The sequence below is a fragment of the Dellaglioa sp. CoH-55-MRSF-6 genome (assembly GCF_056782215.1).
The window spans coordinates 37,397-57,608 of sequence record NZ_JBXAYJ010000006.1 but is presented as its reverse complement, the minus strand read 5'-3'; the positions used below and the strand labels follow the sequence as shown (position 1 = coordinate 57,608).

The window sequence follows — 20,212 nt, the reverse complement described above, 5'->3', positions numbered from 1 at the left end:
GTTATTCGACATCCTTTCTAATAAATTGACCCCACCCAATTTGAAATACTATTTTTTGATTTCTATTTGGTAATGTGGATTTAAAATTAACTGTTTTACCAGTGATTTGCCCACTTTTATTTATTTTTATCGTTACTCTATTTTTAACTGTCACAGTCTTCGGATAGTCTAATTTAATTTTACTATTGCCATTAATAATGGTCATTTTATCATCATTAAAATTAATACTATTAGGCATCCGATTCATCGGTGCCTCTACCACTGCACTTTGCCAAAGTTGTTCAAAATTTTGCCAAAATTGTTTTTCTTTAGATATCGCAAGTACTTGATCCATTGGCCCCATTAGCAATAGACCACAAATACTAGTAATTGCCAACGAAATAAGCATTTCAAATAAACTAAATGCTTTAAATTTAGTTTTCTGTTTTAACAACATTATTCGAGATAATAATATGATTATCTTTTGCTTCCTTTTCTTGCTTTTCAGTTAAATATTTTTCCGAAACTAAATCAGCAAAATTTATCGATTTATTATGCGTTTCATTTTCATACAAATCAACCTGCGTTTGGACGACGCTAACTAACGCTTCATCATTAACCCGTTTAGCACCTGCTCTTTGATGTCCAATGTTAGGTAATATAATCAACATTAGAAGTGAGATAATAAATAAGACACATAGCATTTCAACAAGCGTAAATGCTTTTAATTTTTTTCTATTTTTTTTCATTGAATTTCCTCCATAGTTTGATACATAGGTAATAATATTGTTAAATACAACCCAACAATACAGGCCGCTACAATTATGAATGCAACTGGCTGTACATAAATCATGATTCTTTCGACAGATGACTCAAATTTACGATAAGTTAATTCCGAATACATTAATAATTCTTGGCTCATCACATCTAACGTATTACCTTTTGCGAGAAATGTCGTTATCTCATTAGGAAATAAAGGACTTTTATCGATCATTTGTTTTGTACTCCCACCATTTTCAAAATGATTCGTTAACTGTTTACCTAACTGATATAGTAAAGATTTTTGATCAAATTGATTTAAATAATCACATATTTTATTCAAATTTAAACCACTTGCTAAAAGCAGACCCAAATTAAATGTTAAATAATAATGACAATAATCCCGATAAATTTTACCTACTATGGGGACCTGACAATACCAAACATGCCTGTTCATCGTACTTTGTTTTGAAACACGAATGATAATTTTTATGATATATCCGATAAATAGACTAATTACGACAGAGATAATACTCTTCATTAAAATCATTTTAAAGTTAGAATTTGATGACGCACCTAACTGACTATAATTTATTTCAGGCAAAATAAATTGTTGGATTCCGATATATAAGACAACCAGTAATCCCATCAGAATCATTGGGTATTGCATGAGTTGCTTTAACTGTTTCTTTTGTTTTACTCTAACCGTCATCAATTTTCCGAGTTGTTTAATACTTTTATTTAATCCGCCATATTTTTCAGAAATCGTAATTTGATAATACGAACTTTTTGAAATATACGGCTTGATACCTGTTGAGAAGGGTTCACCACTTCTTAACTTGGATTCAATTTTTTGAATATCTATTTTCCCAACTGGAAATAATTTAGTCGCCGTTGTTAAAGATTGCCTGAGCGAAAATCCCGAATCTAATAAGTCTGCCAAGACTTCGAAAAATTCACTTTGTTTTTGAATTGACCATTTTCTTCTATTTAAAATTATTTGCTGTTTCAATTGTAATAATATTTTTCTTAATACATTGATCAAGGTTATCATGCCACCTTTCTAAAGCTATTTTTTGATTAAATGTTCCTTCAAGAACAGACTCTAACTTTTGACCTGTTAATATATCAAATAGTACACCGCTTCCACCTTTCGTTGTTTCAATTAATCGCTGATAACTTACTGCCTGTAGCGTTCTATTGAGATCATCTCGACTAACGCCAAGATTTTCAAGTCGTTTAATTGTTCCTACTGCATTTCTTGCATGTACGGTACTTAAAATTAAATGACCACTCATTGCAGCTTTAATTGCAGCATTGGCAGTGACTTCATCCCTGATTTCACCGATAATAAAAATATCAGGATGGTGCCTCAATCCAACTTTTAATAATTCCGCATATGTCATGTTTGCTTTATCATTAACCTGTAATTGAATAAAATTAGGATTTTGAATTTCAACTGGATCCTCAATAGTTAATATTGTTCTTTGATTCTGAATCATTTCAGCCAGTTGGTACATTGTCGTTGTCTTACCTGAACCCATTGGACCTGAGAATAAAATTAGCCCACTGGACCCACATGCATTTATCAACTGCTGAAATTGATTTGGTAAAAGTTGAAGTAACGGTACATCGGTATTCGAATAAATAAATCGTATAACAATCGATTCTCTACCTAAAAAATCGCCAACACTCGAAATTCGGCAATTTACCTTTTTATGTTCTATCTGCCATTGAAAAGTCCCAAACTGCGGCCGCCTAGTTTCGCTCAGAATCATATTTGCCTTAAATTTAAGAAAATTATTCATTTGTATCATCTTTTTTTCTGAATATACATTAAGGCTATGATAGTTATTCAACGTTCGATACTTAACTAAGCATCCCTTGGCACTTGGAATTATATACATATCACTTGCTCTGTTTTTAACACATATTTTAATCATTTCTTGTATTTCTGTTTCAATCATCTCAATATCCCTCCTTTCCATATATTTAAGTACGCAAAAAAAGCCAAAACATTTAATTTTGGCTTTTCATATTTTTATATTTAATTAATTTCTAACTTTTTAAGATGACTTATCTCTTTATTATAGAGAGTATCTTAATCTTCGTCTGCAATATCACCAGCATGGAACACTTCTGAAACATCATCATTTTCTTCCAATGCATCAATCATATGATGGAATTGTTCAATTTTATCTTCCGGTACTGGTACTAGATTTTGAGGAATCATTACTAATTCAAATGTATCTAATTTGTATCCCTTTGCTTCTAATGAAGCACGTACATCTGGTAAATCTTTTGAATCTGTATAGATTTCAAATAATTCTTCTGATGTTTTCAAATCCTCAGCACCAGCATCAATAACATCTTCAAACATAGCATCTTCATCAGTATCTAATTCTTCACGAGAAATAACGATGTAACCTTTACGATCAAACATGTAATTAACTGAACCTGTTTCTCCTAAATTTCCACCATTACGTGTAAATGCAATACGAACTTCTGAAGCAGTCCGATTACGATTATCCGTCAAGGTATGAACTAAGATGGCAACGCCACCAGGTGCATAGCCTTCATATGTAATTTCTTCATAATCTGCACCTTCTGAACCAGACGCTTTATCAATAGCACGTTTAATATTATCTTTTGGCATATTTGCAGCTTTAGCTTTATCAAGCATCAAACGTAATGAGGGGTTCGAATCGGGATCAGGACCACCACTTTTTGCAGCCATGTAAATTTCTCTCGATAATTTTTGGAAAATTTTACCACGTTTAGCATCTTGTGCATTTTTACGACCTTGGATGTTATTCCATTTTGAATGTCCTGACATAATTCCCTACCTCTTTCCGAAATGTTTCTGAATTTTTACTTTTAACCGTTTATTATGATATCAAAATAATAGCTTAATATCAACCTTCTTCACGAGAATAGGACTGAACTAGTTTTCTTTAGCTTTTTTGTGCCGATAGTACATTAAAATTAATATCGTCAAAATTACACCTGTTGTTGCACCAATTGTATCAAGTAAAACATCTTGGATTAAGGGCGTTCTGCCACCTGTAAAACTTTGGTGAATTTCATCAAGTCCTGCATATAGCGCTGCACAAGCAACTGCAATAAGCCCACTGTAACGCCAATACTTAATTTTATTTTTCACTCCCAAGAATATGAAGCTAGCCATAAAGAAATATGTCATAAAATGAGCAGTTTTACGGATGAAAAACTCAACTAATTTAAAATAACCAACATGGTTAAAACTTTCATCTGCTCCAGCATAACTAAATGAAATATGTGACAACATACTTTCAAATGGTTTACCAGCTAAATACTTTTCTAAAAAAGGAATAGATGTCTGCTGCTTGTACGTTTCCGAAGAACTAATAAACAGAATTACAATAATTAATAAGGCTAAAACAAAGTAAATATTATTTTTATTTTTCATAAAATTTCCCATCCAAGTATAATAAAAACTTGATTTTCCAAATATAATTTAGAAAACCAAGTTTTTTATTATATTATTTTGTTGAAGAACGCTTAATTAAGCCATATGGTAATTGGATTGTTTTTTCACTAACTTCTTCTTTATCCATTAATTTTGTTAATAATCTCATAGATACAGCCCCTAAATCGTATAAAGGTTGTGTTATTGAAGATAATTTGGGTCTAACAATCTCAGTCAATTTTGAATCATTACTTGTAATAATTTCAAAATCTTCGGGTACACTCAAACCAGCATCTCGAGCACCATTCAAAACACCAACAGCTAATTCATCATCACCAACAAAAGCAGCAGTTGCATGACTTGAAGAAATTGCTGGCCATAAGGTTTCGCCAGCTCGATATGAATAATCTGTTTCAAAAATTAAGTCTTGATCAAATTTTATTCCGGCTTTTTCAAGAGCTAATTTATAGCCTTTTAGTCGGTATTCGCCATTAATGGGTTCATCCATTGAACCTGAAACAAATGCAATACGTTTATTGCCATTATTAATTAGATCCGTTACTGATTCCATTACAGCTGCAATATAATCAATATTAACACTACCTAATTCTCCAGTAGGATCAACTGAACCTGAAAGGACAACTGGTGTACGACTTCTCTTAAGTTCAGCACGTAATTCATCAGTAATTTGATTTCCCATAAAAATAATACCATCAACTTGTTTAGCTAATAATGTATTTAATACTTGCACTTCTTTTTGACCATTTTGATCAGAGTTAGCTAAAATAATATTATATTTATACATTGTTGCAACATCATCAATTCCACGAGCTAATGATGAAAAGTAAATATTAGTTACATCGGGAATAATAACCCCAACTGTTGTCGTTTTCTTACTTGCCAATCCTCTAGCAACAGCATTAGGTCTGTAATCAAGTCGATCAATAACTTCCAAAACTTTTTTTCTTGTTGCAGGTTTAACGTTAGGGTTACCGTTAACCACACGTGAAACAGTTGCCATTGAAACAGCTGCTTCTCTTGCTACGTCATAAATTGTAATTGTTTGTTTATCCATTAGTATTATTTCCTCTCATTACTTAAATATCAAGTTTTCATTCCGTTTTCAAGCACTAGAATAATTTAGCAAATTTTTAAGACAATTGCAAGCGTTTTTACCTTATTTTCATGAAAATAATTTTTATATTATGAAAATTTCAATTTTTAATTGTTATGAAAATTTCAATATTTAATTGTTATGTCTTACTTATGCTATAATACAGTATACTATTGTAAAGGGAGAGATTTCATGTCACATATTGCATCTTTACAACAATGGCTTGCCAATAATGGTACTGACATTGCTTATATCAACGATCCAATGAGTATTCAATATTTTACCGGTTTTGAAAGTGATCCTATTGAGCGCGTTTTAGCTCTCTTTGTATTTCCTGATCAAGACCCATTTTTATTCACACCCGCTCTTGAAGTCGAAGCTGCCAAAGATACCGGCTGGAAATATCCCGTTTATGGTTATCTTGATCACGAAGATGCTTTCGCAATCATACAAAGTGAAATAAATAAACGTAAAAATTCACCAAAGAAATGGGCTATTGAAAAAGGCAGCCTAACAGTTGAAAGATATGATGCTATTAGTCGTATCTTCCCAAGTGCTGAATTTGTAGCTGATGCAACAAGCTTTATCGAAACACTTAAAGTAATTAAAACACCAGACGAAATTGAAAAATTAAAAATTGCTGGAAAATGGGCAGATGTTGCTTTTGAAGTTGGCTTTAACGCTCTTCAAGAAGGCAGAACTGAACAAGATGTTGTTGCAGAAATTGAATATGCAATGATGAAAAAAGGAATCATGCATATGAGCTTTGACACTATTGTTCAAAGTGGAAAAAATGCCGCTGAACCTCATGGATTTGCAAAAAAGGATCTTATCCAATCAAATGCTTTAACATTATTTGATTTAGGTGTTATCTCAGATGGTTATATTTCAGATGCTAGTCGTACTGTAGCATTCGGTAAACCAAATGAAAAAGCATTAGAAATTCACAAAGTTTGTCTTGAAGCGCAATTAAAAGCGCAATCTGCTGCTAAACCAGGTATGATTGCGGAAGATTTAGATAAAATTGCTCGTGATGTCATCGTCAAGGCTGGTTATGGTGACTACTTTATTCATCGCCTTGGTCATGGTATGGGACAAAGTGAACATGAATTCCCTTCAATTATGGAAGGAAATAAAATGGAACTTAAACCAGGTATGTGTTTCTCAATAGAACCTGGTATTTACATTCCAGGCGTTGCTGGCGTTCGTATTGAAGACTGCATTTATCTAACTGAAAACGGTAATGAACCATTTACAGTTACACCAAAAACATTAAAAACAATTGAACTACACTAATAAAAATAAAAACCCCTAAAGTTAGAAAACTTTAGGGGTTTTTATTTTTAAATATTCCATAAACTACGAGTCTTAACTAAAATAATAGGTAACCATATGCTACTCCTTTTCGAACAACATGTGGTTACCTATTATTTTAAAGTTAATTAATTCAAATAGTTCGCATTAAAAATTGTGGTACTCATTTTACTTTTATTTTTCGCCTGTCCATCCATCTGGATAAATTGTTTCAGCTTTGCCTTCTGCAGCATCAGCATCTTTAGCTTCGCCAAAAGCACTCTTGCTATCAACATAGATGTCTTCTTCAGCTAAGTCTGAAAACTCATCTGTTAAATCAGTCATTTGTTCAAATATATCGTCTGATTCCATAGCTAATTTGTTTTTCAAATCGTTCTTTGCATTAATTAATGCATCTTTAGCATTAACATACGCATCCTGGCTCATTAATAATTCACTTTTTTCAGAAAATTTATCACTTAGATTATTTTTCATTTCATCAAAATCAACCATTTTATCTTTTAAATCAATACTAGCGTCTTCAGCGTAAGCCTTATACTCTAACACGCGATCACGTACATCTAAAGCTTTTTCTTCCAAATGTTCTTTAATATCTTGTTTCGTTTTTTCAGAAATTAATTTAGAAGCTGTATACGCGGCAACCCCACCTGTAACTACCAATCCTAATAAAAATTTTTTTGACATAACAAACCCCTCCTTGTTTTAAACTTTTCTATTTTTATAAAAACTAAATGCCTTTTTACCAACATTAATGAAAGCTGAAGAATCTTTAGCCCTCTTTGACGTCGCTGAAACGTGTGTCATTAATCCTCGACTTGCATCATTCAAATCAGACACACTTTCACTCAAATCAGCAACAGCCTGAAATAAAGGATCAATTGTTGCTACTTTACCATTTACATCGTCTAATAAAATATTTGATTTTACGAGTATATTCTCAACTTCATTTGATAAGCCATCAACATCGCTGGTAATAGATGAAATACTTTTATTCACTTCTCCGAGTGTTCTCATCATTCTCATAAGAACGAAAATAATGAATAGGACTAAGACCGCGAAAGCAACAGCGGCAATTAATCCTGCAATTTGTCCACCTGTCATAATAATTCCTCCTATTTACTTACGTACATTAATTCAAAATCTACTTATAGGATAGCATTCGAACCTAAAAACTGCAATTGATAACATACGACAGTTTTGTATTTAAATTACACATTAGCCCACATGTTTGCTATGATGATATCAATAAATTAATTTAGGGGTGATCGCCATTTTAAACAATCTTTTTTTAGAGCATTTCACAAAGGACAATTTACTTTTAGGGACATTACTAAAAACCGTTACAAAACAAAGTACTTTCCTTTCACGTTACATAGCTCATATCGATTGGGATGCCATTATTAGTAACCTAGTTGAACTAGTTTTTTCTCTTGTTTTCTTTTCTTTTCTATTTATCCTTATAAATTGGATTGGAAAAAAAATCATTCGTCGGACATTTAATCAATATCGAGGATCCGATAGATATTCAACAAATAGAGTTGAAACAATCAATTCACTAACATCAAATATTTTTCACTATATTATGTTATTTTTTTATCTTTACGCTATTCTGTCGGTGCTCGGTGTTCCCGTTGGTACCTTAATTGCAGGTGCCGGAATCTTAAGTGTTGCTTTAGGTCTTGGCGCACAAGGATTCGTAACTGATGTCGTCACTGGATTCTTTATTCTTTTAGAACAACAATTCGATGTTGGAGATATCGTTAGAATTGATTCAATTGAGGGTCCTATCGTGGCTGTCGGCCTACGTACGACTCAAATTGAAGACTATGATGGTATTTTGCATTTTGTCCCAAATAGAAATATCACAATTGTCAGTAATTTATCTCGCAATAATATGCGAGCAGTTATCGATATCCGAATTGATGTCACTGACGATGTGGATAAAATCACCCATATTGTACAGAACGTTAATGAAAAGTTAGTCCCACTTCATCCCGAAATTAAAGATGGACCAAATATTTTAGGTCTAGTTGATCTTGGCAAAGGAAATTTGGTCTTTAGAGTCGTTGTGTTCACTTTAAATGGTGAACAGGCATCTACTCAACGGACATTTCTTGCCGGTTATCTAACGGCTTTAAATGATGCTCAAATACATGTCTTAAACTCACCTATCTCACTTAACTAAAAAATGACTCAATTATGAAATCATAATTGAGTCATTTTTTAGTTTCTTATTTGTTGATCTCTATCTGTCAAAAAATGGACCATTGCAAGAACACCTGCATCAATTGCAGCTTCTTTAGGCGCCAAAAATTCAGAATGTAGCGAGTAAGGACTATCTACACCCAACCAAAACATTGTTCCAGGTATTTTAGACAATAAAAATCCAAAATCTTCTCCCGTCATTGCAGGTTGTGTTTCAACAAATGAAACTTCTGGATCGTTTTTCATAAATCGAATAAAGTTTTCAGTCCTGCTATCATCATTTTCAACAGGTAGATAACCACCTTGAATGAGGTTTAATTCTACTTCGCAATCGTACATTAATGCGATACCCTCACAAATTGTTTTAACACGTTTTTGAATCAATAAATTCATTTCTTGTGTTAACGCACGAATTGTTCCATTAATCTGTGCTTCACCAGCAATAACATTACCAGTCGTTCCAGCAGTAAATTGACCCAACGTAACAACTCCAGATTGTATTGGATCGACATTTCGACTGATAATCGTTTGTAATTGCGTGACCAACTGTGCACCAGCAACTACCATGTCATTAGCCTGATGTGGGTATGCAGCATGTCCACTTTTTCCGGCTAGGTGTGCATGAATTTCACACGTACCTGCGAACAAAGTGCCTAATCGAGTTCCAATTGTTCCAGCAGGTAATTGTGGATTATCATGGAATGCATAAATTTCATCAGGCATCCACTCATCTAATAATCCACTCTCATAGAGTCGCTTACCACCACTGGCATTTTCTTCTGCTGGTTGAAAGATAAAAGTCATATTTACTGTTGGTTGATTTTCAGAAAAGTAATTTAGAATTCCGAGCGCAACCGTCATATGAATATCATGCCCACAAGCATGCATTCTACCTTCATTCCGTGATGAAAATGGCAGTCCTGTCTTTTCAGTAACAGGTAGTCCGTCAATATCAGTCCGATATCCAATTGTATACCCGCCAATAGAACCAACTACTCGAACTAAAATACCAGTTTCAACTGTTTTAATTACTATAAAACTTTGATTAAATTTTGAAATTAAGTTCAGTAGATAGGCTTGAGTTTCAAATTCTTCTAATCCAATTTCCGGAATTTGGTGTAAGTCCCGTCTGATTTTAATTAGTTCTTCAGTTGTTAAACTCATTTCTATCTGTTCCCTCGTTTCAATTTATTTCTAGATATTACGTAACTCTGCTAAAATTTCTGTTTTATCTTTTGTTTTATCATCGATATCTTTAACTTTTTTTGCGGGCATCCCTACGACTACCGTATAAGGTGCAACATCTTTAGTAACAACAGCTCCAGCACCAACAACGGCACCTTTACCAACACGAACGCCTTCAAGCACGACAACATTTCCACCAATTAAAACGTCATCTTCAATAATAACAGGTGTTGCTGAAGGTGGTTCGACAACCCCAGCAAGTACTGTTCCAGCACCAATATGACAATTATCTCCAACAATTGCACGACCACCTAAAACAGCACCCATATCAATCATTGTTCCCTTACCAATTTCAGCACCAATATTAATGATAGCGCCCATCATGATAACAGCGTTATCGCCAATTAAAACTTGATCGCGAATAACTGCACCTGGTTCAATACGTGCATTAATCTTTTTTAAATCTAATAACGGAACAGCTGAATTACGAGTTTCATTTTCAATATGAGAACTTACAATTTTTGAATTTTCATTTAGGAAAGGTTCAATATCTGCCCAATCACCAAATAAAACGCCAGCTTTATCATTTAAGTAGTCTTCTATCGTATCTGGTACATCGATTTCAACTAAATCCCCTTTAATATATACCTTAACGGGTGTTTTCTTTTTTGAAGTGCTAATAAAATTAATAATTTCGTGTGCATCTAAATTTGCCATCATCATTCTCCTAATATTTCATATTATTTATTTTCTTTCTTTAGTTTCAATATCTTGAACTATATACTCTTTTTCAAATTCATGAGCAATATGATTCATACTTTTCATAAGCTCACGACGTGTCACGATACCTGTAAAACTGCCCTCAGAAGAAACAACTGATAAAAAGGGATGGTCCACAAGTAAGTGCAAAACATTCTCAATATCGTAAGGATCTTGAATAGTGGGAATATCAGTTTCCATAACATCTTTAACACGAACTTCGTGTAATCGGCTGACATCCAATTCATCTAATCCTAACATTGTCTCAGTAATCATAGACAAGGATAACAATCCTTTAAACTTATAATCATTATCTAAAACGGGAATTTTAGCATAATGAACTTTTGTTAAAACCAATAGTGCGTGATCCAGGAAGTTATTTTCTTGTACATTAGCAACAATTTCAGCTGGAATTAAAAAGTGTTCCTGGTTTTCGGATAACATTTTTTCAATAGACTTAGCTATCATTCAATAGGTCCTCCTTCCAAACTTTTAGAACAACTCCTATTTTATAATAAATTGAACGCAGACACTAATTTTTTTTAAAAATCGAGCCAATTATTAATAAATATTTACATTTGTTCGCAATATTGGTAACATAATAAATATTGCGAACAAAAATAGGAGGATACAATGGATTATACATTAACAACAAGATTAGCTGCAGAATTTATTGGTACAGCAATTATGGTTATTTTAGGTAATGGTTCGGTGGCCAATGTCGAACTTGGGCATACAAAAGGACATGGTAGTGATTGGGCTTTAATCGCCTTCGGTTATGGATTCGGTGTTATGATTCCCGCCTTAATCTTTGGTAGTATTTCAGCAAATCATATTAATCCAGCTTTCACTTTAGGATTAGCTTTTTCTGGTTTGTTCCCATGGGGTGAAGTACTTCCCTACATGACAGTACAATTTTTAGGTGCATTCGTTGGACAAGCTATTGTTGTTGCAGCCTACAAACCTTACTATGATCAAACAACTGATCCTGAACGTATTTTAGGTACTTTCTCAACTATTGATGCCGCTCAAAGTAAATTAAATGGTTTTATTAATGAATTTGTTGGTACTTTCATTTTGATATTTGGCGCCATTGGTATTACAAAAGCACCATTTTTCTCCGATAACCTCGGAACAGCTCATCTCGGATTAGGTTTCTTAGTCCTTGTATTAGTTGCATCATTGGGTGGCGCAACTGGCCCAGCCCTAAACCCAGCTCGTGATCTTGCTCCACGTTTACTACATCAACTATTACCTCTTAAAAATAAAGGTAACTCACAATGGGATTATAGTTGGGTCCCAGTCGTTGCACCAATTGCAGCCGGCATTTGTGCCGTTTTCCTATACAAATCACTTTTTATGCTAGCTTAAATTTTAAAAACCTCTAAACGATAAAATTCGTTTAGAGGTTTTTTTTCGCTATTTACGTTTAAACTCGCAAGTTAATTCTGGTATTAATTTATGCTGTCTAGTGAAATATGAGACGTGAACATTTTTTTCGTTTGCTTCTACTATCGCATATGTTCCACCAATCCCTTGATACATCCCTCTAGGAAGACTAATGCTCCCAGGATTTAAAATTAATACGCCATCGTCAGTCATCTCACATCCTAATTCATGAGTATGTCCAAAAAATACGAATTTAGCATGATTAGCCTTAGCTTTTAATTCAAGTGTGAACAGTCCTGTTTTAACGTTAGTCAGATGCCCGTGAGAGAGATAGATAGTTTCCCCGCTCACAATTTCAACTAATTCTTCTGGAAAATTCATATCAAAATCCATGTTTCCTAGGACACCATCAAATTTATTAAAAAGCGGATCATTTGCTTCTAATTCTGAATCGCCACAATGAAAAAATACATCAACTTGATTTTTATTATGTACTAAAATAGATTCTAATATATCACGATCTCCATGACTATCACTCACAACTAAGCACTTCATCTTATTTTTCCCACCAATCATTAAAATTTGACATTAACTTGACGGTTGCACGACCGCGATGACTAATTTTATTTTTTTCTACTTCAGTCAGTTCAGCCATAGACTTATATAATTCAGGTACATAAAAAAGTGAGTCATAACCAAATCCGTTATCTCCACGTGGTATACCCAAAATTTCTCCAGCCACTTCACCGTCTACAACTAGTGACTCGTTACCAGGTTTTGCAAAAACTAACGTTGTATGGAAATTTGCAGTCCTTTTGTCTTTCGGCACGTCAGTCATTTCATGTAATAATTTCGCATTATTCGCAGCGTCATTATGGTCCTCAGCAAAACGAGCAGAAAATATACCTGGTCGACCATCTAAGGCGTCCACCATTAAACCAGAATCATCTGCTAAAACAGGTAATTGTGTTAATTGTGAAATTGTTTCTGCCTTTAATCTTGCATTCTCTTCAAATGTTTTCCCAGTTTCTTCAACATCTGGTAATTCAGGATAGTCCAACAACGTAGTAACTTTAAATCCTAGTGGATTAAAAAAACGTTTAAATTCAGTCGCTTTTCCTTCATTTTTAGTTGCAATTAAAATCACATCTTTTTGATTCTCAATATGTTCATTTTGAATTAAAATGGTTTTCTTCTGCGAATTACCCATTAATTCTGATAATCCTGACATTGCTCCACCTAAAAGTTGCGTTAATTTGTCACCAAGTAAATCAGCATTAGATTTTTCAAAATTCAATTGTAAAAAAGCCCCTGATTCATTTTGAACAATTAATAAATGACTATCGGCTGTTTCCTCTTCTTCACTTGTTAAATCAGCAAATAACTCATCATGAATGAAACCAACATTAATCGCTGAAAATGGTTTTAATTTTTGACCGTTACTCTTTAACAATAAATTTTGAATTGCTACATAACTCGCATTAATAACTGTTGCAATAATATCCCCATCAGCTTGCATGATTTGTACTTGTAAATTAAATCCAGTATCTTTTAATGTTTCTGCCAAGGCCGTCTTAAGCGATGATAAAATCAATTCAATTTTGACATTGCTTTGAGCACTCAACCACTGATTAACGTCTACTTTCAATTCACCAATGTTATCTGTTTCGTTAACTAAAATTGTTACCTTAGTCAAGCCCAACTGGTATTCAATCGCACTATCGACTTCCTTAAGACTTAATTTTGTAATTGAGACTGGTCTAACTTCTAAATTATCTCGATTCTCATTTTTACGCATGTTAGTCTCCCTGTCCTAAATGAATTGTTTTAGAATTTATATTTTCTAATCCTAACCAACCTGATGCAATTTCGTTAAAATCATTCGCATCACCCGTCGTAAAAAATTCATGTTCAATTTTTGCTTCACTTTTAGCCGCAATATTAAAATAATCTAAGATAGTTGAAACATCGTTAACTGTTTCAGCTCCTGAATCAATCAACGTTACTTTATCACCAACCGCATTTTGAATAAAAGGTCTGAGTAATGGATAGTGAGTACAGCCCATGACTAGTGTATCAATGTTTTTATCATCAAAAAAAGCTAACGTTTCATTAACAACTCGTTCAGCGATTTCTGATTCGTATTGATCACTCTCGACAATTGGGACGAACTTTGGACAAGGTAAGCTCGTCACAAATAAATTAGGATTTTTTTCATGTAACGTATTACTATATGCGCTACTTTTAATCGTACCTTCCGTCCCAATAACGCCTACTCTTTGGTTTTTAGATGACTTAATTGCCGCTCTACTTCCTGGTTTTATAACACCAATCACTGGGATTGCTAATTTTTCTCGTAAATCATCCAAGGCAGCAGCCGTTGCTGTATTACAAGCAATCACTAACATTTTTATCCCTTTACTTAACAAAAAAGATGTCATATCCCAAGTGAATTCTAAAACTTGTTCTGAGGGCCGAGGTCCATATGGCATTCTAGCTGTATCACCTAAATAGTATATTTTTTCGTTTGGTAATTGTTTAAGTGCTTCTTTTACAACTGTTAATCCACCAACACCTGAATCAATAAATCCAATTGCTTGATTATTCATTTTCTAACCTCTTTTTCGATTACTTATCAATCTTAATTATGACTTGTCTTTACTCAAAATTCAAGTCTAGTCATTTAACATTAATTTATGAAAAATCAATATCATCTAATCTTAAATAACGGTATAATACTTGTATATTATATATCCAGAGGGAGATCCATATGAAACCAAATTTGATTGAAAATTTATTATCAGCTGACAACAATGATACATTCGCATATGAACTTATTCGCGATAGTTTAATACCAGAAGTAATTGGTACGGATACAACAATTTTATACTGGGTTGGTAAAAAAATGGCCCGTAATGCTAACCTCGCTAATATTGCAGACCTTATTACCTTTTTTGAAAAGGCAAATTGGGGTACTCTTGAAGTGGTTAAAGAAAAAAAAGACAAGCAAACTTGGTTACTATCTGGTAATATTGTTACCTTCAGACAGAATCAGATTAAGTCTGCTGATTTTAACCTAGAAGCTGGGTTTATTGCTGAAACTATCCAAATTCAAAGTGGTTTCACATCAGAAACAATAATTGAAAATCAAAATAATAAATCCGGTGTTTCAATTATTGTTCAAACTGATTTAAAAGATCCTAATATGACAGAACCAACTGACCAATTTCACTTCAAAGTACCAACTGAAACTGAATAATTATCGAATAGATAATTAAAAAGAGCTGACTTTAAAAGTCAGCTCTTTTTAATTACTAAATATATTGTGCTAAAACTTCTTTAACCTGATCTTTTGAATGATAACCGACGATTGTATCAACAACTTCGCCATCTTTTTTAATCATTAAAGTTGGAATACTCATGATACCAAAAGATTGTGCTGTTGCTGGATTTTGATCAATATCCATTTTAGAAAATTTTACTTTATCGCCCATTTCTTGTTCTAAATCTTCAATAGCTGGCGATTGCATACGACAAGGACCACACCATGTTGCCCAAAAATCTGTCAATGTTACACCTGAATCTGTTACTTTTTCAAATTCTTTATCTGTAATTGCTTGTACCATTTGAATTCCCCCTTTTATTATTTATGTGACCATCATATCAAAGAAAATAATACCACGCCACATTTTTGCTTACAAAAAGTAAACGTTACTTGAATTCTACGATAGTTGCGCCATTTCCACCAGCATTGGGTGCTGCAAATTCAAATGACTTAACATGACGATTTGATTTCAAATAATCTGTTATTCCAGTTCTTAAGGCTCCAGTCCCTTTACCATGAACAATAGTAACAGAAGCATATCCAGCAAGTAAAACAGAATCAATATACTGATCAACTTGGCTCATTGCATCATCATAGCGCTGTCCACGAAGATCAAGCGATGTTGAAACGCTTGTTGAAGCCGCATTTTTAAAAATGGTTCTATCCTTTTTATCATTCTCGATATGAACTTTTTGAAGGTCGTTTTCATTAATTTTCATTTTTAGAATACCAAGTTGAACTTCCCACTCTGTCTTACTCATTTTTTTAACTAAAACACCTTGTTGACCATAAGTTTTAACTAAGACATCGTCGTTCACATGGAATTCTTGTTTATTTTTAGCTCGTTGTAGGACCTTATTTTTCTTCAAAGCATTTGTTGGTTGATGCATTTGTGATAATTGTGATTTTGCATCAATTAATTCATGTTCTTTAACAGCTTGTCCTTGAAGCATCTGCATTTGGCGAATTTCTTTTATTATTTTATCTGCATTTATTTCTGCTTCTGCCACGATTTCATTAGCTTTTCCCTTAGCCTTATCCGTCATTGACTCTCTTTGCGCAACAAACTCGGCATACTGTTTAGCTAGGTCATCATGTAATTTCGTTGAATCTTCTAGTTGTGCTTTTAATGCCAGTGTCTCATCTTCTGCCTTTTTTCGCTTACTCATTAAGTCAGAAATCATTTCATTCAAATCTTGGCTATCTTGATTGGTCAAGTTTTGCGCTTGATCAACAACATTTGACGCTAACCCAATTTTACGAGAAATATCAAACGCATTACTACGACCAGGTATTCCAATTAATAATCGATAAGTTGGTTGTAACGTTTCACTATCAAATTCCATACTAGCATTAATTGTTCCAGCACGATTAAACCCATACGCTTTTAATTCGGGATAATGTGTTGTAGCAACTGTATAACTACCTTTTTCTCCAACAGCATCAAGAATTGCAATCGCCAAAGCTGCACCTTCTTGTGGATCCGTTCCAGCTCCTAATTCATCAAATAAAACTAATGAATGTTCGTTAATATTAGCTAAAATAGAAACGATATTAGTCATATGAGCAGAAAATGTACTTAAGCTCTGTTCAATCGATTGTTCATCCCCAATATCTGCAAAGATATCTTCAAAAATACCAATACGACTACCTTCATTTGTTGGAATATTTAAACCTGATTGTCCCATCATCTGAATTAAGCCTAATGTTTTTAACGTAATTGTTTTACCACCGGTATTAGGTCCCGTAACAACAATTGCTTGATAATCTTTTCCTAACATAATATCGTTAGCAACTACTTTTTTACTATCCAATAAAGGATGACGTGCTTGTCTTAAAAAAATGTCATTTTCAACACTAATTGCTGGTTCAGTTGCTTTAATTGAGCTTGCATATTGTGCCTTTGCATTAACAAAATCGAAATGTCCTAAAATATAAGCATTTTCTAAAATTTCTGCTGTAAAAGGTGCAACTAATTCAGATAACTCTGCCAAAATACGACGTTCTTCATCTGCTTGAGCAAGTTGCTGTTCGCGTAAATGATTATTCATCTCGACAATTGCTTGCGGTTCAATAAATAAGGTCTGTCCTGTTGCACTTTGGTCATGAACAGCGCCACCAAATTGACCACGATATTCTGCCTTAACAGGGATAACGTAACGTTCATTTCTAATTGTAATTAATGTTTCACTTAAATATTTAGCACTTTTACCACGCGTAAATTCTTGTAGTTTAGCTCTAATGGCACTTTCCGAGCGTAAAATATTTTGTCGAATATTATGCAATACTGGTGAAGCCTCATCAGTAATGTGACCATCATTTTCAATTGACTGATTCAACCTACGATTAATTTCAGGTAGATTTTCAAGCTTTTCTATCCATTCAAATAATCTCGTTAATTCAATTTCAGAATCTGCTAAATCTTTAAAAAATAATTTAACCTCATTAGTCGTTCGTAGTACACGACCAACAGCAGATAGCTCTTTACCATTCAAAGAAGCTCCCATATCTAACCGTTTCATATGTGGCTTAACGTTGACTAATTGTGGTAAAGGAATGCCACCGCGGAGTCGCAATATCTTCACAGCATCTTGTGTTTCGTCTAAATCCTTTTGGATTTTTTCGAGATTAGTCATCGGCTCTAATGCCTTAACTTCTTCTTGTCCAGATTCAGTAGATATAAATGTTTGAATTTGTTGTTTAACTTTTTGATATTCTAATGTCTTTAATCCTTTTTCGTTCATACTTTAATTCTCCTAACATTTAATCTGTAGATGATGTATTTGTAATGAACATCTTTTTAGCTATTGTTGGCGTATCTGTTAGTATTTTTTGAGCAACCGTCGATTCTAAAACAGCTTCATTAACTTTTTGATTAGGCCAAGCCGACAAAATAATTAACCCAATAAAAATAAAAACAAACATCAGTATAACCGATAGAACCCCACCAATTAGTGAATTCACCTGATGAATAACTGGTAATTTTGTAACAGAATTTATTACTCTAATAATACCTCTAATGAGTATACCGCCAACCACAAATAAAGCCGCAAATACAATCATCGAATAAAAGTTAGTCTGAAGATGGTTCGTAATAGATGTCTTATCAGTTTCCATAATTTTAGGGAAACGTTCTCCCAACCAAATAGTAACAGGATTTGTTAAAACTTTAGCAAATAAATAGATAGCGATAAATCCTACAATTCTCAAAAGCGTTAATACTAATCCTTTTCTATAACCGTTAAAAAATGACACAATTAATAAAAAGATAACAATTAAAGAAACTGTCATAATATTACTCCTTTACTTGTGTTTCACCATTAATTTCATTTAATTTTTCTTGTAATTTAATTTGATCTGAAACTGCGTTGATAGCTACTAATATCGCTACTTGTTCATCATCTATTTCAGGTAGCATGTCCTTCACTGATTGAAATTCATTTTTCACCAATGTTGCTACGGCGTCCATGTGTGTGTCTGATTCTGATCCAATAATTGTATACACTTTTTTACCGATTTTAGTCTTATATCTATTCTTTTGATTTTCCAATGAACACCCTCCTTACATTTAATCATTTAAAAATAATTTTACCACGAATTGATCAAAAGAGATATGTGTATCATAGTCCATAATATATAATTTAAAACAAAATAAAAAAGTTAAACCAATTTGGCTCAACTTTTTAAATAATCTTCTATTGCATACTTTCATCTGAAAGGAAGGTATTCAATACTTCTTCTACCATATCCCATTCATCATCGTCTTCGATTGGTTCTAAATCACTTTCAGTTGCTTCACCATTCTCATTAGGACTAAATGAGTAAGCTTGAATTTCAACCTCTTCATCAGCTTCTGAGCCAAGTGGATAAAGCATAATATATGATTTATTGTAATCATCAGATTCAAAGGTAAACAGAACTTCAAAAAGTGTTTCATTACCGTTATCATCTACTAATGTAATCTGTTGGTTTTCTTCTTCATTATTCATATTGTGACCTCACTTTATTCTTTAGTTAATTTGCCTTTACCATCTAAATAATTCTGTAAAATTAGGCTTGCAGCAAGTTTATCAATAACTTTTTTTCTTTTTTTTCTTGATGTATCGGCCTGTTCAACAAGCATACGTTCTGCCTCAACAGTTGTCAACCGTTCATCTTGAAAATCAATTGGCAAGCCAAAAGTTTCAACTAATAACTCGCCGTACTTTTGCGCAGCTTCAGCACGAGGGCCTAATGAGTTGTTCATATTTTTGGGTAAGCCGAGTACAAAGCCAGTTACTTCATACTCTGTAACCAATTCTTTGACACGTTCAATACCAAAGTCACTTCTGTCTTCATTAATACGAATAATTTCAACGCCTTGGGCAGTCCATCCTAATAAATCGCTCATTGAAACGCCGACCGTTCTTGAACCAATATCCAAGCCCATTAATCTCATTTAATTTCCTACTTTTCTTCTGTATTTAAGTAATTTTTAACTAACTCTTCAACAATTTCATCGCGTTCATATTTTCTAATTAAATTACGTGCGTCATTAAATCTAGGAATATAAGCAGGATCGCCCGATAACAAATAGCCAACAATCTGGTTAATAGGGTTGTACCCTTTTTCTTCTAATGATTGGTAAACAGTTACCAATGTATCGTGGACATCTTTTTTATTATTTTCGTCAAAATTAAAGAACATTGTTTTATCTAATGAACTCATAACGTGGCACCCCCATCAATTTATTAAC

Annotated in this window: 26 protein-coding genes; 4 read left to right on the top strand and 22 right to left on the bottom strand. The window is 33.4% G+C overall.

Going from position 1 to position 20,212, the window contains the following annotated elements:
- Position 1: 1 nt before the first annotated feature.
- The 7 genes from AC1RPK_RS06655 to ccpA form a co-directional block, all read right to left on the bottom strand.
- Complete coding sequence (locus AC1RPK_RS06655) at positions 2–436, bottom strand: prepilin-type N-terminal cleavage/methylation domain-containing protein (RefSeq protein WP_409022757.1); 435 nt, start codon at positions 434–436, stop codon at positions 2–4.
- Positions 414–728 (bottom strand): competence type IV pilus major pilin ComGC, encoded by a 315-nt coding sequence (gene comGC, locus AC1RPK_RS06650; protein WP_409022758.1) that lies wholly within the window; start codon positions 726–728, stop codon positions 414–416. Before comGC ends, AC1RPK_RS06655 begins: the two co-directional genes overlap by 23 nt.
- Entirely contained in the window at positions 725–1,750 is a 1,026-nt protein-coding gene (gene comGB / locus AC1RPK_RS06645; RefSeq protein ID WP_481762653.1) for a competence type IV pilus assembly protein ComGB, read from the bottom strand. Before comGB ends, comGC begins: the two co-directional genes overlap by 4 nt.
- Entirely contained in the window at positions 1,725–2,705 is a 981-nt protein-coding gene (comGA, locus tag AC1RPK_RS06640; RefSeq protein WP_481761820.1) for a competence type IV pilus ATPase ComGA, read from the bottom strand. Before comGA ends, comGB begins: the two co-directional genes overlap by 26 nt.
- A 134-nt stretch (positions 2,706–2,839) precedes the next feature.
- A complete protein-coding gene (locus tag AC1RPK_RS06635; protein ID WP_481761821.1) occupies positions 2,840–3,574 on the bottom strand; it encodes a YebC/PmpR family DNA-binding transcriptional regulator in 735 nt (244 codons plus the stop codon).
- 108 nt (positions 3,575–3,682) lie between these two features.
- Positions 3,683–4,186 carry a VanZ family protein gene (locus AC1RPK_RS06630; protein ID WP_481761822.1) on the bottom strand — a complete coding sequence of 168 codons (504 nt, stop codon included), beginning with the start codon at positions 4,184–4,186 and terminating at the stop codon, positions 3,683–3,685.
- 73 nt (positions 4,187–4,259) lie between these two features.
- On the bottom strand, positions 4,260–5,261 hold the full coding sequence (ccpA, locus tag AC1RPK_RS06625) for a catabolite control protein A (protein WP_409022763.1): 1,002 nt from the start codon (positions 5,259–5,261) through the stop codon (positions 4,260–4,262).
- Positions 5,262–5,492: 231 nt separating this feature from the next.
- On the opposite strand from ccpA, the gene AC1RPK_RS06620 reads away from it, so the two are divergent.
- The gene (locus AC1RPK_RS06620) at positions 5,493–6,596 is read left to right on the top strand and encodes a M24 family metallopeptidase (protein ID WP_481761823.1); all 1,104 of its coding nucleotides are present in this window, start codon (positions 5,493–5,495) and stop codon (positions 6,594–6,596) included.
- Positions 6,597–6,788: 192 nt separating this feature from the next.
- Here the strand turns inward: AC1RPK_RS06620 and AC1RPK_RS06615 are convergent, their stop codons facing one another.
- Positions 6,789–7,298, bottom strand: a complete 510-nt coding sequence (locus AC1RPK_RS06615; protein ID WP_409022765.1) for a hypothetical protein — start codon at positions 7,296–7,298, stop codon at positions 6,789–6,791.
- Between the two features lie 18 nt (positions 7,299–7,316).
- Entirely contained in the window at positions 7,317–7,715 is a 399-nt protein-coding gene (locus AC1RPK_RS06610) for a DUF948 domain-containing protein (protein WP_481761824.1), read from the bottom strand.
- Between the two features lie 163 nt (positions 7,716–7,878).
- On the opposite strand from AC1RPK_RS06610, the gene AC1RPK_RS06605 reads away from it, so the two are divergent.
- Positions 7,879–8,799 carry a mechanosensitive ion channel family protein gene (locus tag AC1RPK_RS06605; protein WP_481761862.1) on the top strand — a complete coding sequence of 307 codons (921 nt, stop codon included), beginning with the start codon at positions 7,879–7,881 and terminating at the stop codon, positions 8,797–8,799.
- A gap of 38 nt (positions 8,800–8,837) precedes the next feature.
- Here the strand turns inward: AC1RPK_RS06605 and AC1RPK_RS06600 are convergent, their stop codons facing one another.
- Genes AC1RPK_RS06600 through cbpB form a run of 3 tightly spaced genes read right to left on the bottom strand, consistent with a single transcriptional unit; the run spans position 8,838 to position 11,231 of the window.
- A complete protein-coding gene (locus AC1RPK_RS06600; RefSeq protein WP_481761825.1) occupies positions 8,838–9,983 on the bottom strand; it encodes an N-acetyldiaminopimelate deacetylase in 1,146 nt (381 codons plus the stop codon).
- Between the two features lie 30 nt (positions 9,984–10,013).
- Positions 10,014–10,721 carry a 2,3,4,5-tetrahydropyridine-2,6-dicarboxylate N-acetyltransferase gene (dapD, locus tag AC1RPK_RS06595; protein WP_481761826.1) on the bottom strand — a complete coding sequence of 236 codons (708 nt, stop codon included), beginning with the start codon at positions 10,719–10,721 and terminating at the stop codon, positions 10,014–10,016.
- A gap of 27 nt (positions 10,722–10,748) precedes the next feature.
- A complete protein-coding gene (gene cbpB / locus AC1RPK_RS06590) occupies positions 10,749–11,231 on the bottom strand; it encodes a cyclic-di-AMP-binding protein CbpB (RefSeq protein ID WP_481761827.1) in 483 nt (160 codons plus the stop codon).
- A gap of 165 nt (positions 11,232–11,396) precedes the next feature.
- Here cbpB and AC1RPK_RS06585 point away from each other — a divergent pair, with 165 nt between their 5' ends.
- A complete protein-coding gene (locus AC1RPK_RS06585; protein ID WP_409022771.1) occupies positions 11,397–12,134 on the top strand; it encodes an MIP/aquaporin family protein in 738 nt (245 codons plus the stop codon).
- A gap of 48 nt (positions 12,135–12,182) precedes the next feature.
- On the opposite strand, the gene AC1RPK_RS06580 is transcribed toward AC1RPK_RS06585, so the two are convergent.
- Genes AC1RPK_RS06580 through racE form a run of 3 tightly spaced genes read right to left on the bottom strand, consistent with a single transcriptional unit; the run spans position 12,183 to position 14,761 of the window.
- Positions 12,183–12,728, bottom strand: a complete 546-nt coding sequence (locus tag AC1RPK_RS06580; RefSeq protein ID WP_481761828.1) for a YfcE family phosphodiesterase — start codon at positions 12,726–12,728, stop codon at positions 12,183–12,185.
- The gene (locus AC1RPK_RS06575; protein WP_481761829.1) at positions 12,709–13,950 is read right to left on the bottom strand and encodes an XTP/dITP diphosphatase; all 1,242 of its coding nucleotides are present in this window, start codon (positions 13,948–13,950) and stop codon (positions 12,709–12,711) included. Before AC1RPK_RS06575 ends, AC1RPK_RS06580 begins: the two co-directional genes overlap by 20 nt.
- Position 13,951: 1 nt before the next feature.
- Positions 13,952–14,761, bottom strand: a complete 810-nt coding sequence (racE, locus tag AC1RPK_RS06570; protein WP_481761830.1) for a glutamate racemase — start codon at positions 14,759–14,761, stop codon at positions 13,952–13,954.
- Positions 14,762–14,922: 161 nt separating this feature from the next.
- On the opposite strand from racE, the gene AC1RPK_RS06565 reads away from it, so the two are divergent.
- The gene (locus AC1RPK_RS06565; protein WP_481761831.1) at positions 14,923–15,411 is read left to right on the top strand and encodes a YslB family protein; all 489 of its coding nucleotides are present in this window, start codon (positions 14,923–14,925) and stop codon (positions 15,409–15,411) included.
- Positions 15,412–15,466: 55 nt separating this feature from the next.
- Here the strand turns inward: AC1RPK_RS06565 and trxA are convergent, their stop codons facing one another.
- The 7 genes from trxA to AC1RPK_RS06530 form a co-directional block, all read right to left on the bottom strand.
- Complete coding sequence (trxA, locus tag AC1RPK_RS06560) at positions 15,467–15,778, bottom strand: thioredoxin (RefSeq protein WP_409022776.1); 312 nt, start codon at positions 15,776–15,778, stop codon at positions 15,467–15,469.
- An 85-nt stretch (positions 15,779–15,863) separates the two neighbouring features.
- Positions 15,864–18,221: an endonuclease MutS2 gene (locus AC1RPK_RS06555; RefSeq protein ID WP_481761832.1), complete on the bottom strand. Its 2,358-nt coding sequence runs from the start codon at positions 18,219–18,221 to the stop codon at positions 15,864–15,866.
- A gap of 19 nt (positions 18,222–18,240) precedes the next feature.
- Entirely contained in the window at positions 18,241–18,768 is a 528-nt protein-coding gene (locus tag AC1RPK_RS06550; RefSeq protein ID WP_481761833.1) for a CvpA family protein, read from the bottom strand.
- Between the two features lie 4 nt (positions 18,769–18,772).
- A complete protein-coding gene (zapA, locus tag AC1RPK_RS06545) occupies positions 18,773–19,027 on the bottom strand; it encodes a cell division protein ZapA (RefSeq protein WP_481761834.1) in 255 nt (84 codons plus the stop codon).
- Positions 19,028–19,172: 145 nt separating this feature from the next.
- Entirely contained in the window at positions 19,173–19,466 is a 294-nt protein-coding gene (locus AC1RPK_RS06540; protein ID WP_409022780.1) for a DUF1292 domain-containing protein, read from the bottom strand.
- A gap of 14 nt (positions 19,467–19,480) precedes the next feature.
- On the bottom strand, positions 19,481–19,915 hold the full coding sequence (gene ruvX / locus AC1RPK_RS06535) for a Holliday junction resolvase RuvX (protein ID WP_409021430.1): 435 nt from the start codon (positions 19,913–19,915) through the stop codon (positions 19,481–19,483).
- Positions 19,916–19,923: 8 nt separating this feature from the next.
- The gene (locus tag AC1RPK_RS06530; RefSeq protein WP_481761835.1) at positions 19,924–20,184 is read right to left on the bottom strand and encodes an IreB family regulatory phosphoprotein; all 261 of its coding nucleotides are present in this window, start codon (positions 20,182–20,184) and stop codon (positions 19,924–19,926) included.
- Positions 20,185–20,212 lie beyond the last annotated feature (28 nt).